We start from the raw sequence: 13,365 nt of genomic DNA, 5'->3' as shown, positions 1-13,365 counted from the left end.
AAGAATAAATACGAAATCTCGTTCAGAGATTCCGTATTTATATTTTATCTTTCGTCTGGAATTTTCAGGTTTTCTCCATTTCCGTATTTTGTTTTCGATTTATTGTTTGGGCTTTCCGGATGTTTATATTTTAATAATTCTATAAATTCAGGAAAGATTCTGCCGGCCGTATAGGTATTTTTATTCCTGAGTAAGAATAAAAACTTCGGCTGTTCCGTATTCTCCCACTTCTTTTTCCATAGGTGTCAGCGGACGAATCTGGAGGATTTCATCCGGACGTATATCTGTAAAATCGTTGGTTATTTCTCCGTTTATCACTAAAAGGGGATGGCCGGCTTTTCCCAGATTGTATTTGTACTCTTGATTATCGTATTTGAACGTCAATGTATGATTTTTATAAGAAATAAATTGGCCCAGACGACTGTCAGATGTGACGATCAGATAAGATTTCCGGGGATCTTTTTTGTCTCCGACAATCCGTACATCTCTTATTTTTTCGGGCATTGTAACTTCTTCCCCTTCAAATTTAACACCGTCAACAACGTAGATCATAGCGGAGTTTTGAGTGTTTATTTTGATTTTTGTCTTCCCGTTTTCTTCTGTGATTTGTATGGAATTTCCACGAATATCTACTCCGCTTTCAAAAGGATTATAATTGTCGAAAATATCACTCATCATATTGAAATTCATCCCCATGGAACCGAATAGAGAATCTACATCCTGGAAGGGGTAAAGAGGAAACTGACCGGGCATGTTTTGCTTCCGTTCTCCAAACATTTCTCTGAAATTTTCCCGCATTTTCTGGGCCATTTCCTGCATTTGCCGGGACATATCAGCCATGTTGTCGTAATTGAATGAACGAAGGTAATGTTTATAGTTCTCGTTTTCAGGATTGAGGACTGAAAGTGAGTTTAATCCTTTTATATTTAAAGCTTTTGAAAGTAAAGCTATATTTTCGGTTTGAATATCTCCTTTTAACTCAATAATGTCCATCCGTTGAGGCGTTTGATTCCATACGACCAGTTCACTCAGCTTGTCCTGGTCCGTATGTGCATATATCCATTGTTTCCCGTTGGCTTCACTGTGACTTTTAATTAATTTGTATTTATCCGGATGATCTAATACGGCTTTAAATTTGGAATCAATGTCTTCAGCAAAGTTTTTATTGCAATTCGTTAAATCTACTGTCAGAATATTGACTTCTTTCAGTTGCTTTAATAAGTTTTCAGCTTCCGGAGGAATGTTCTTTTTTTTGTAAAGACCGTATAGATTTTTATCCAGTTGAGTAACTGTAACATATTCTTTACCATGGTATTTAGCCATTAGTTTCCCCAATTGTGCCTGTGTACAAAAAGGGATTAACAAACTTACTGCAAGTAAAATAACAAACTTATTCATAACCCTTCTGATTTATATTAATTACATTTCAAATGATAGTTTTATTCAATAGCAATAATTAAATTTTTGTCTTCGTATAAAATCTTTTCTTTAGAAGAAGCCGGATTTTCCAGTACATTGCCGATTACCCGGAGGGCATCTTCAAAACGGGCCCGTTTCGTATTGTCTGAAAGTTGCAGGGAATTTGTTTCCGTAAAGGAAAGTCCTCCTTTGAGCGAGATGAGCAGTATGCCTGCTGCTGCAATGCTTCCTACTGTAATGTAAATCCGGCGTAGGGAAGATTTTTTCCGTTTCCGGATGCCCAGACGGATTTTTTCATTTAATCCGGCGGGTAAGGGAGTTTCCGGATAGGAAAGAGACAAAAAAGGATCTTCTTTCAAATATCCTGCACGGAATTGGGCTTTGAGGAATTTTTCTTCTTCCATACTGGTTTCTCCCCGGTAATAACGTTTTATAATTTCTTTTATATTGTCCATCTTTTTCCTTTTGTGCAAATTCCTGAACCTAATCGTATTTCGAAATTTTATATTTTTTGACAAGCATTTCTTTTACTCTGGTGCGGGCTCTGGATAAAATTGTTCGGATATTGTTCAGGCCTAGACCTGTGATTTGAGCAATTTCATCGTATTCCAACTCTTCAATTTCCCGGAGGAGAATGACTTCCCTCTGCGTATCCGGGAGCGTATCAATGATTTTTCTTAAAAGAGCTGCTGTTTCTTTCTGTTCGATAGAATGCATTAACTCTGAATCATATCCTTCGTTTTGAAGCATTTGTTCTTCATCATAGATAGGTTTATATTTTTTAACGGTATCATAATATAAATTACGTGTAATTTTCAATGCCCAGGCCCGCAGATTTTTAATTTTGGATAATTCATTCCGGTTGTCCCATAATTTAAACATTACATCCTGGGTTATATCTGCGGCATCTGTACGATTGCCCGTCAGATTTACCGCAAAGTTGTAAATATGCTGAGCTAGCGGCAAAATGCATGCATTGAACTCTTTTTCAGTCATTCTTTTAGTCAATGGAATTACCCGTTTCAGATCTGTTTTAAAATGTTCGTTTCTTTAAAGACGAATGAAAAGAATTTTTATTACATCAAAAATAAAAAAACAACGTTTTATTTTTTCGGGCTTTCAGATTTTTACTGTTTTTTGTCAAAAATTTAAGAATATATGGGAGTACGGATTCCAGTTGAAAAGGGTTAAAATTGATAGTAAAAAGGGATTGATTTATGCCCGTCAGACGGATGACTGATAGACGGACTTTCAGGCCGCATAAGAAGATAAATCAGCAGTTTCGTTTCCGGAATCAGTGCCGGAGAGCAAGGGCAGATCGTTTCCGGAATAGAGCTGAGGTTATCCCTTTTCTCTTTCGGCCTGTAAAATTACTTTATTTCGGCTGGCAGGTTTTCTTCATAAACAACCGGCAGGTTTTCCGGGGTATCTTTCTTTTTCCGGGTAAACTTTTCTTGGATTTCTTGCATAAGTTTATAGAAATTCGGGATGAAAAGAGTACCGACTAAAGAACTCATCAACATTCCGGCAAAGACAGCAATTCCGAGGGATATTCTACTGGCAGCTCCGGCTCCGGTAGAGATAACCAGCGGAAGAGTTCCTAAAATAAAGGCAAAGGAAGTCATCAGAATAGGACGTAAACGTACCCGTCCGCCTTCCAGTGCAGCTTCCGTAATGGTTTTCCCGGAAGCATGATAATCTCTGGCAAATTCTACAATCAGAATTGCATTTTTGGCTGTAAGGGCTATTAATAACACAATACCGATTTGGGTATAAACACTAACGGGTAAGTTCATTACCATAACTCCGATTACGACACCCAGCAGGGCAATGGGCAAACCCATGATCACGGCAACCGGATTCGTCCAGCTTTCATATTGGGCGGCCAGAATAAGATAGGCAACTAAAATGGCCAGAATAAAAACCAGAGAAGTTGAAGAAGAAGAATTTTCTTCCTGATAGGCCATAGAAGTCCATTCATAACCGAAAGAACGGCCTGCTTTTTCTTTAATCAATTTGCCCATGATTTCCAGGGCTTGTCCGGAACTATAACCCGGAGCTGCAGAACCGGAGATAAGGGCGGAAACATAAGTATTGTATTTCGTAAGATGTTCAGGTCCTAAACGGCTTTCTATGGTTGTAAAAGCTGAAAAGGGAATCATTTTTCCGTTGGCATTGCGGACATTCAAGCGGCTTACGTCTTCGATAACAGCACGGCTATTGGGATCCCCTTCCACATTAACCTGATAGGTACGGCCGAATTTAACGAAATTATTGACATAGGAAGAACCTAAAAAGACCGTTAGGGTATTGAAAACTTCTCCCAGGGAAACTTGCATCATTTCCACCTTATTACGGTCAATATTGAGGAAATATTGGGGAACGCTTGCGCTGAACATAGACTGAACATTGGAAAGGCCGGGAGTCTGGTTGCCTGCCATCATCAGTTCATCGGTCATTTTTTCCAGCTCTTGGGGTCCGTAATTATTGATGTCTTCCAGCATTACTTCGAAACCGCTGCTTTCTCCCAGACCGGGGATAGCCGGGGGAAGCACGGCAAAGGCTTGTGCTTCCGGTATTTCCAGATATGCCATTTCATTAAACTTGTCGACTATTGCCTGGGCACTCAGGCCTGGAGCCTTGCGTTCATCCCAGTTTTTTAGCATGACGAATAAAGTAGCTGCATTGGAAGCGTTTGCCCCACTCATAACTGAAAATCCGTTAATTGTGATATAGGTTTCTATGCCTTCCAAATGGTTTAAGATGGCTGTGGCTTTCTGAATAGCGGTTTCTGTTTGGGAGGAAGAAGCTCCGTTCGTCAGTTGCATAAAAGCCATAAAGTAACCTTGGTCTTCCTGAGGCAGAAAAGTACGGGGCCATTTCAGGAAACCCCAGAAAGCGAAGAAAGAAATCACTGCGAATACAAGTAATGTCAGTACGGATTTTCGCATAAAACCGGTGATTACCCATGTATAACCTTTTGTCGTTTTATCGAATAAACGATTGAAAGCTTTGAATAAAAAAAATCGGCTTTCTTGTTTGGGTTTTAAAAAAAGAGCACAAAGTGCGGGACTAAGGGTAAGGGCATTAAAGCCACTGATAACAGTCGCCACTGCTATTGTGAGAGCAAATTGCTTATACAATTGCCCCGTAATTCCCCCTATAAAAGCGGTTGGGATAAATACGGCCAGTAATACCAGAACGATACCGATAATGGCTCCTGAAACTTCGTTCATTGCCTGTATGACTGCTTCTTTTACTGTTTTGTATTTTCCGGTTTCGATGAGCCGGTAACTATTTTCCACGATAACGATTGCATCGTCTACTACTAATCCGATCGCCAGTACTAATCCGAATAACGTCAATGTATTGATGGAAAAACCAAGTAAGTCCATAAAGGTAAAAGTTCCGATAAGTGATACGGGAATCGTTACCAATGGAATCAGCATGGCCCTCCAATTTTGCAGGAAAATAAATATTACTAATAATACTAATATAAATGCAGTAATAAGAGTACTGTAAATGCCTGAAATGGAAGCCCGTATAAATTCTGTCGTATCCAGTGTTATGCTGTAATTTACGCCTTGGGGAAAATAAGTGGCCAGATTATTCATTTCTTTTTTGACGCGTTTCGATACGTCCAGGGCATTGGCTCCCGGTAATTGATAGACGGCTATGGCGGCCACAGCTCCTCCCTTTAAAGTAGCGGTTGTACTGTAGCTCTCCCGTCCGATTTCGACTTTTGCAATGTCTTTGATACGAAGATATTTCCCGTCCGGGAGTGCTTTGATGATAATATTTCCGAATTCTTTTTCATTAACCAGTAATCCCTGGGTTTCTAAAATATACTGATAAGCTTCTTTATGGGTCAAGGGTTCTGCACCCACACTTCCTGCTGCAACTTGTATGTTTTGGCTTTCAATGGCTGAAATGACGTCAGCGGGAGTAACACCTCTTATCGTCAGTATATCCGGCTCCAGCCAGATACGCATACTATAATCGCCCATGCCGAAAAGGCCGACACTGCCCACTCCTTTTAAGCGGCTCAATTCATTGGTAATATTCAGTGAAGCGTAATTGGAAAGATAGAGCGCATCGTAATCCGGAGAGTCGGAGGTCAAAGACAGGAACATAACTACGTTGGTGGATTCTTTTGTGGTGGTAACTCCGATTTTTGTTACTTCTTGCGGTAATGTTGGAAGAGCTGCATTTACCCGGTTTTCTACTAAAACCGTAGCCATATCGAGGTCTGTACCTACTTCAAAAGTGATGGTGAGTTGGTAACTGCCTGTACTGGAAGAGGTCGAAGACATATAAAGCATTCCTTCTACGCCGTTTACTTGCTGCTCGATAGGGGTGGCAATCATGTCGGCTATTGTACTTGCATTTGCTCCCGGATAACTGGCTTGTACAACTACTGTAGGCGGGGTTATCGTCGGATATTGTTCCACAGGCAGATTTTGCAGGGATACAAAGCCGGCAATAACAATTAATATAGATAAGACAGTGGCAAATATTGGGCGGTTGATGAAAAAAGTACTGATCATGATGAATGATTAGAAGTTAACAATTCAGCAATAACGCTCCCTACGTTAATTCATTACCTATACGTAGACCTTGACTTCCGGGTTTCATTCCTGAATTCCTCTTTTTCAGTATTTAAATGTTTTAAAATTATATATTATTAACGAATGGTGGCATCTTTTTTGATATTTATTTGAAAACAGAGGGTATTGAAGGGAAGATTTACATGCATTAAAAAGTAAAGATATGACCGGGAATTTTCAAAAATTAGTCAGAATAAGCATAATATGGATATGCTTATTAAGCGGAATAACTGTTTCCGCCCAAGAAAAGCCGTTTTTATCGGTAGATTCCATTGCAGGTAATTTTTATCGGCAGCGACTGGCTTATCCTCAGGAAAAGATTCATCTTCATATGGATAAATCGCATTATGTATCCGGAGAGAAAATGTGGTTCCGTGCTTTTTTAGTAGATGCTTTTTCACATTTGCCGGAAACAGCCAGTCATTATGTATATGTGGAACTTATTAATCCTGCCGCTTCAGTGGTTGCCCGGGTTAAAATCCGGCCAATAGACAGTATGTATTACGGTTATATCGGATTACCTGAAAATTTGGCAGAGGGAAATTATATTGTCCGGGCTTATACGAATTATATGTGTAGCTTAGGAGAGGATTATTTTTTCAGAAAAAACGTTTTTATCAGTAATCCTTTGGAGTTACAGTTAAAGGCTAAGGCTGAATTTTCTTCCCCGGATGACAAAGGGAAGAGGGAAGCCCGGATTTCGCTCTGGGATTTACGGAAAAAATGTAAACTTGCCCCTACTCAGCTTTCAATATGGTTAAATCAGGAAAAGCTGGATTACATCTGGGTGTCCAGGGATAGTGTAGCTAAAATTAATTTCCGGTTGCCATTCACGCAAAATAGCAATCAGTTGTACATTGAAGCCGGAAATTTTCATCAATTTATTACAATTCCCCGCATAGAGCAGGATTTTGATGTCTCTTTCTTTCCGGAAGGGGGGTATTTGTTGGAAGGGACTGCCTGTCAGCTAGGTTTTAAAGCTTTGAATAATGATGGGATTTCAAAAGAAGTTTCAGTAGATATTTTTGATCAGGATGACAACCTGGTAGTTTCTGCTCATACGTTTCACAAAGGTATGGGTTCCTTTCTTTTCTGTCCGGAGTCCGGGAAAAAGTATTATGCCGTTTGTAAAGATAATCACAATTTATCCAAAAGGTTTGAACTTCCGGAAGCTCAAAAGAATATGTATTCTTTAAAAATAAGCCGGTGGAACAAAGGGAAATTCCTGGTTTCTGTTTTGAAATCGGCAGATATAAAGGATACAAAACCGCTTTTTTTACTTGTCCACTCAAAGGGAGATGTGAAATATGCTGAGGCCTGGGATTTTTCGAACGATTTTATTTCCTTCGATGAAAAAAGTTTTCCTTCCGGCATCATCCAATTTGTGTTGTTGGACGAACAGATGAACCCTTTGAGTGAACGGTTGATTTTTTGTCTGAATGACGATCAGGCTGTGACGACTTATAAAACGGATAGTCCTGCTTATGGCAGCCGTCAGCACGTTAAAGCGCAGATTCAGGTGACAGATGCGGAAAAACGTCCGTTAACGGGTAATTTTTCTATAGCTGTTACTGATGACAGAGATGTAGTCGTGGATACGAATTTTACGATATACAGCAATCTTCTGCTGACTTCTGAATTGAAAGGAAATATAGAAGATCCTGCTTTTTACCTTCAAAAAAACAACCGGAAAGCCCGGGCTGCCCTGGATGTTTTGATGTTGACACAAGGCTGGAGACGATACCGGATCCCGGAAGTAATCCGGGGAAAGTTTGAAGAACCTTCTTTCCCTTTGGAGATCGGTCAGGAAATAACAGGAGAGGTCCGTACGATAGGTTTGTTTAAGAGTAAACCGATGAAGGAAGGAAAAGTATCGGCAATGTCCTTACAGACAAATTATTTAAATTTGGTGGGGACGGATGAAAACGGAAAGTTCCGGATAAATGGATTTGAATTTCCGGATAGTACCGAATTCATACTTCGGGCTTTGACGAAAAAAGGAAAACAGGGGATAGAGTTGATTGTTTACCCGGATTCTTTCCCTGCTATTACCCTTCCTGCCCGGATAAGTTCCGAAATGAAAGCTGAAATAAAACCAGGTGCTGTGGAGAAGGCAGATTTGAAATATACGTATGAAAATGGAATGAGGATGATTTATCTGGATGAAGTGACTGTAAGAGGAATCTATCAGGAAAAGCAACAAATCCAAATCAATGAAATTTTGGCAACTGCTACTTTCGATGCGAAAGATATCGAAGAAATGGGAGCTACCAAGGTAGAGGATGTATTGATGAGGGTTGCGGGTGTCCGTATCGGTGTAGATGGGAAAATTTATATCCGGACCCCTACTTCAATTTATGATCCATATATACCTCCGATAGTTGTTATTGATGGGATGGAAATTGAAGATCAGAGTTCTTCGGATCCTTATTTTAATCCGTTTGAAAGTGTAAATATGCAGGATATTGCCCGGATAGAAGTTATAAAAGTGGGAGGAGGAAGAGGAGCTTATCGTCTTGGGAAAGCCGGTATGATTGTGATTACACGGAAAAAAATAGAAGAAATGGAGAAGAATAATCCCCAGTATAATATAAAACGGATTACTCCTTTGGGATATCAGAAACCGCTGGAGTTTTATTCGCCCAAATATGAACTGGCTAAAGAAAAGGAAAGCAAAAAACCGGATTTACGTACGACTTTATTCTGGAAGCCGGATGTAAAACTTTCGGAGAAAGGACGGGCAAAAATTGATTTTTATACTGCAGATGGTTATTCTACTTATTCCGTAGTCATTGAAGGAATCACTACGGACGGAAGGTTGATTCGCACGGATGGAAAAATTTATATGGAATAAATTATTTCCGGGTAACAGGTTTGACAGACATGCCGGGGCGAACGCTCATAAGTGCTTCTACGACATAGCGGTCGTCTCGGCGTATGCCACTGATAATCTGTCGCATTCCGTCAGATTCCAGTACACCTACTGTTACCGGCTTTAATTCGATACGGTTGTCCCGGTCTACAATATAAACAAAGCGTCCTGTCTGATTGGTTCCGATAGAAGTTTCCGGAATGAGAAGAGCGTCTTTAACATTCCGGTAAGGTACTGAGATATTGACGTACATGCCACTGAGTAATTCTTCATGGGGATTTTCAATAATTGCCCTGACATTGACTGTTCCTGTCTGTAAATCGACATTGGGGGAAGTATAGTCGAGTTCCCCTTTCCATTGCCGGTGAGGATCGGCAGCATCCGTAACGGTCAGGAAACGAAGCGGGTCGTTAGGGGGTAAATTCGCATTTACCGGAGGCAGATTCTCGTATTCAGCATAAGCCATATTAAAATAGGCATACATGCGTTTGTCCTTATACATTGTGGCCAGGGTTGTCGGTTCTACAGAACCGGCTACATAATTGGCCTGGTCGACTAAATTCCGGCTGACGCGTCCGTCAAAAGGGGCTTTGATATAGCAATAATTCAGATTAATACGGGCTGTATTCAGTTGCGACCTGGCATTATCCAAGCTGGCCTGTGCTGAATTATAGGTCGACTGGGCTTGCAGGTAATCGATCTCACTTATCGCTTTGGTTTGTACAGCTTCTTTCATCCTTTCGTAGGAAGCTTTTGCATAGGCTAACTGAGCTTCTGCACTTTTTACCTGAGATTCCGCAGCTTTTACCTGATCAATATAAGGTTTGGGTTCAATGACGAATAATAATTGTCCGGTTTTTACCAGTTGCCCGGGGGTATAAAGAATTTTTTCCAGGAAACCGGATACCCGGGCCACTAAATTTACGGTTTGTTCTGCTTCCAGATAAGCCGGATATTCGTAGGTATAGGTAACGTCTTGTTCTTCCGGTGTATTTACCAGGATTTCAGGGACAACAGCTGTTGCCTGGGCTTGTTCTTTTTTTTCCTGTCCTTTCCGGCATCCCCCTGTCAGGATGGACAGCAGCAGAAATAAAAATATTCCTTTTTTCATGTAAGTTCTTTTTTTATATTCTTTTTCCTGTTCTTTTTTATTGGTTTTCTCCCCAACCACCTCCCAGCGCTCTGTATAATTGTATGAGGTAGAGCAAAGTATTGCTTTCTGCCGAGACGAGTGCATTTTGGTAATTGAAAACATCTTTTTGAGAATTCAGTACATTTTGGTAATCAGAAAGTCCTTGCCGATAGAGTTCTACAGCAAGTGATAATGTCTCTTTTGCTTGCAGATAAGCTTCCCGGTCTGCCTGAAGTTGTTGCTGGGATTTATTGTAGGACATGAGGGCGTCGTCTATTTCCTGCAAGGCCGAAAGTACGGTATTGTTATAGTCGTTTATACCTTCTTCCAGTTGTATTTGAGCGGTGCGAGTTGTCTCAGCAAGCCGCCTTCCGCTGAAAAATGTCCATTTGATCGCCGGGCTGATTTGCCAGTCCATATTCTCTTTCCGGAAAAAATGCTCAAACTTGTCGGAACCGAAGCCAAAAGCTCCTGTAAGATAGAATTTGGGATACCAGTCGGAACGGGAAGCTCCGACAGCAGCAGCTAAGGCATCCATTGTCCTTTCTGCTGAGCGGATGTCAGGACGGCGGCGGATAAGTTCTGCAGGTATGCCGCTTACCCTTATATTTAAATTGGAGGGTAAGGGACGGATCCGTAATAATTGCCGCTTCAAACTGCCGGAATATTCTCCGGTTAATACACAAAGACTGTTTACTTGACTGTAAATGGCAGCTTCGAGCTCCGGGATAGCTGCTTGAGTCTGAAGGTATAAACTTTGAGCCTGTGAAACATCTAAGCGGGAGGCCAGGCCTGTATGGAAACGGGTCGTGGTCAACTCTACAATTTGTTTTTGAGAAGCCAGATTCTGGCGGGCAACTTCCAGTTGGGTCTGATAAGTGCGTAAGTTGATATAGGTAGAGGCTAACTGGGCGATCAGGGAAACCATTACACCCCGGTAGTCTTCCTGTGAAGCATAATAATATTCTCTTTGGGATTTGACATTTTTACGGATACTTCCGAAGACATCGATTTCCCAACTCATATTCAAAGCTGCCTGACCAATATAATTGCGTTCGTTTATATGTTCTATACCCAAGCTGTTTTTTTCAGGAGTATAGGAAGTTGAAAAGCTGAGCTCCGGATACCAGGCACTTTGTTGGATACGCATCCGGGCTTTTGCCAGTTCGATGTTTTTGATGGCATTGAGCAGATTGTAATTGTTGTTTATGGCTTTGGGGATCAGTGAATCCAAAGTACTGTCACCGAACATTTGCCACCATGTATCGTTACTGGGCAATTGTTGCTGTAAATTAACCAATCGGGCTGTTGTATCTGTCTGAGCTGCGATTTCCGAGACATAACAACAGAATAGACAGATAAAACAGAACCTGCAGAGACGTAATACAAAGACGGTTGTCATGTGCTAAATATTAAATTTATACAGACAACTATACGGGAAAAGTGAAAGAAAGTTTAAAAAGAAAGAAAAAGGAAGGGTAAGTTTAACTTTAATATCATTTTTTTATACCTCCCCTGCTCTCGTTTTTAGTTTTTCTCTTTTTTACTTTCGATTTCTTTTAAATTTTCCATTTTCTTTTTCCGGAGAAAACCATTTATGTCTTCCAGGTGCTCTGTTACTTTTTTATTTCCGAATTCATATACTTTTTTTACCAATCCGTTCAGGAAATCGCGGTCGTGGGATGCTACGATCAAAGTCCCGTCAAAATCCAGAAGAGCATTTTTAAGTATATCTTTGGTTTTTAAGTCCAAATGATTGGTAGGTTCATCTAAAATCAGAAGGTTTACCGGCTGTAACAGGAGTTTTATCATGGCTAAACGGGTACGTTCCCCTCCTGACAAAACTTTTACTTTTTTGTCGATATCGTCTCCACTGAACATAAAAGCTCCTAATAAATTTTTTGTGTTGCTTTTCAGTTCCAGCGGAGTAACATCGTCGATAGTTTGGAATACGGTGAGTTCTTCGTCCAGAAGAGAGGCTTGATTCTGTGCAAAATAACCGATACGGACATTGTGTCCTAAAGTAAGCGTACCCGTATAATCTGCAATTTCTCCCATAATACATTTGACGAGAGTAGATTTTCCTTCTCCGTTACGGCCCACAAAAGCAACTTTTTCTCCTCTTTCGATAGTAAAGGTCGCATTGTTGAATACTTCGTAGGATCCGTAATGTTTGGAGAGTTCCTGAACGATTACCGGATAGCTTCCGGACCGGGGAGAGGGGGGAAACTTTAATCTCAGAGCAGAAGTATCTTCTTCATCTACTTCTACCAGTTCCAATTTATCGAGCATTCTTACCCGGGATTGAACCTGAAGAGTTTTAGAATAAGTCCCTTTGAATCTTTCTATAAATTCTTTTGTTTCAGCAATCATCTTTTGCTGTTCGTCGTAAGCTTTTTGTTGTTGGATACGTCTTTCTTGACGTAATATTAAATATTGAGAATAATTCACTTTATAGTCGTAAATCCGTCCCATTGTAACTTCTATGGTACGGGTAGTGATGTTGTCGACAAAGGTACGGTCGTGGGAAATAAGGATAACCGCTTTACCATTTGTGATCAGGAATTCTTCTAACCATTGGATAGAATCAATGTCCAGGTGATTGGTCGGCTCGTCTAATAGTAATACATCCGGATTTTTCAATAATATTTTGGCAAGTTCAATCCGCATGCGCCAGCCTCCGCTGAAATCACTGGTCGGCCGGTTAAAATCTGAACGCTGGAACCCTAATCCCTTTAATGTTTTTTCTACGTCGGCTTCAAAATGAGTGAGGTCTATGCTATAGAATTTTTCACTCAAAGCAGCTACTTCTTCAATCAACTTATAATATTCGGGAGAGTCATAGTCTGTCCGTTCGGTAAGCTGACAGTTTAAACTTTCGATTCTTTTCTCCATTTCGAACAGATGGGCAAAAGCTTGGGACGCTTCTTCAAATACGGTCCTTCCGTCTTCCGTCATCAGGTGTTGCGGAAGATAGGCAACTACTATATCCTTGGGGATAGTGACACTTCCCCGGGTAGGCTTTCTTGCACCTGCTAAAATTTTAAGTAAGGTAGATTTTCCGGCCCCGTTTTTCCCCATCAGGGCAATCCTGTCTTTCTCATTGATTTGAAAGGATATGTCTTTAAAAAGTATACGGTCACCAAAATCAACCGTTAATCCGTCAACTGAAATCATATTTAATATTATCCGAAAGTTTAAAATGTCTGGGACATGCTGAGTGAATCCTTGTAATTTATTTTTTGGAGGGGCAAAGATAGGGATAAAAACTGAAAAATGCAGGACGGTATAAAATAGTTGTATATCCCGGGGAAGGATTGCCGGGGTTCAGAAAG

Annotated in this window: 8 protein-coding genes; 1 reads left to right on the top strand and 7 read right to left on the bottom strand. The window is 40.6% G+C overall.

From position 1 onward, the window contains the following. Positions 1–180: 180 nt before the first annotated feature. The 4 genes from Q0465_RS08265 to Q0465_RS08250 form a co-directional block, all read right to left on the bottom strand. Positions 181–1,398 (bottom strand): DUF4252 domain-containing protein, encoded by a 1,218-nt coding sequence (locus Q0465_RS08265; RefSeq protein ID WP_298614959.1) that lies wholly within the window; start codon positions 1,396–1,398, stop codon positions 181–183. Positions 1,399–1,439: 41 nt separating this feature from the next. Beyond that, entirely contained in the window at positions 1,440–1,874 is a 435-nt protein-coding gene (locus tag Q0465_RS08260; RefSeq protein ID WP_298614958.1) for a hypothetical protein, read from the bottom strand. A gap of 28 nt (positions 1,875–1,902) precedes the next feature. Then, the gene (locus tag Q0465_RS08255; protein ID WP_298614956.1) at positions 1,903–2,415 is read right to left on the bottom strand and encodes an RNA polymerase sigma factor; all 513 of its coding nucleotides are present in this window, start codon (positions 2,413–2,415) and stop codon (positions 1,903–1,905) included. A gap of 374 nt (positions 2,416–2,789) precedes the next feature. Continuing rightward, positions 2,790–5,966, bottom strand: coding sequence for an efflux RND transporter permease subunit (locus tag Q0465_RS08250; RefSeq protein WP_298614953.1), 3,177 nt, complete (start codon positions 5,964–5,966; stop codon positions 2,790–2,792). A gap of 223 nt (positions 5,967–6,189) precedes the next feature. On the opposite strand from Q0465_RS08250, the gene Q0465_RS08245 reads away from it, so the two are divergent. Then, positions 6,190–8,880 (top strand): TonB-dependent receptor, encoded by a 2,691-nt coding sequence (locus tag Q0465_RS08245; RefSeq protein WP_298614951.1) that lies wholly within the window; start codon positions 6,190–6,192, stop codon positions 8,878–8,880. Between the two features lies 1 nt (position 8,881). On the opposite strand, the gene Q0465_RS08240 is transcribed toward Q0465_RS08245, so the two are convergent. The 3 genes from Q0465_RS08240 to Q0465_RS08230 form a co-directional block, all read right to left on the bottom strand. Then, positions 8,882–10,009, bottom strand: a complete 1,128-nt coding sequence (locus Q0465_RS08240; protein ID WP_298614949.1) for an efflux RND transporter periplasmic adaptor subunit — start codon at positions 10,007–10,009, stop codon at positions 8,882–8,884. 37 nt (positions 10,010–10,046) lie between these two features. Next, positions 10,047–11,432 (bottom strand): efflux transporter outer membrane subunit, encoded by a 1,386-nt coding sequence (locus Q0465_RS08235; RefSeq protein WP_298614947.1) that lies wholly within the window; start codon positions 11,430–11,432, stop codon positions 10,047–10,049. Positions 11,433–11,557: 125 nt separating this feature from the next. Next, positions 11,558–13,207, bottom strand: coding sequence for an ABC-F family ATP-binding cassette domain-containing protein (locus Q0465_RS08230; RefSeq protein ID WP_298614946.1), 1,650 nt, complete (start codon positions 13,205–13,207; stop codon positions 11,558–11,560). Positions 13,208–13,365 lie beyond the last annotated feature (158 nt).

The sequence above is a fragment of the uncultured Odoribacter sp. genome (assembly GCF_937966165.1).
Lineage (GTDB): Bacteria > Bacteroidota > Bacteroidia > Bacteroidales > Marinifilaceae > Culturomica.
The sequence above is the reverse complement of the archived record's forward strand: the minus strand, read 5'-3'. Positions and strand labels throughout refer to the sequence as shown.

Bases quoted from the DNA above. Each gene is read 5' to 3' on its own strand.
- Q0465_RS08265 (WP_298614959.1), bottom strand. From the start codon at position 1,398: ATGAATAAGTTTGTTATTTTACTTGCAGTAAGTTTGTTAATCCCTTTT.
- Q0465_RS08260 (WP_298614958.1), bottom strand. From the start codon at position 1,874: ATGGACAATATAAAAGAAATTATAAAACGTTATTACCGGGGAGAAACC.
- Q0465_RS08255 (WP_298614956.1), bottom strand. From the start codon at position 2,415: ATGACTGAAAAAGAGTTCAATGCATGCATTTTGCCGCTAGCTCAGCAT.
- Q0465_RS08250 (WP_298614953.1), bottom strand. From the start codon at position 5,966: ATGATCAGTACTTTTTTCATCAACCGCCCAATATTTGCCACTGTCTTA.
- Q0465_RS08245 (WP_298614951.1), top strand. From the start codon at position 6,190: ATGACCGGGAATTTTCAAAAATTAGTCAGAATAAGCATAATATGGATA.
- Q0465_RS08240 (WP_298614949.1), bottom strand. From the start codon at position 10,009: ATGAAAAAAGGAATATTTTTATTTCTGCTGCTGTCCATCCTGACAGGG.
- Q0465_RS08235 (WP_298614947.1), bottom strand. From the start codon at position 11,432: ATGACAACCGTCTTTGTATTACGTCTCTGCAGGTTCTGTTTTATCTGT.
- Q0465_RS08230 (WP_298614946.1), bottom strand. From the start codon at position 13,207: ATGATTTCAGTTGACGGATTAACGGTTGATTTTGGTGACCGTATACTT.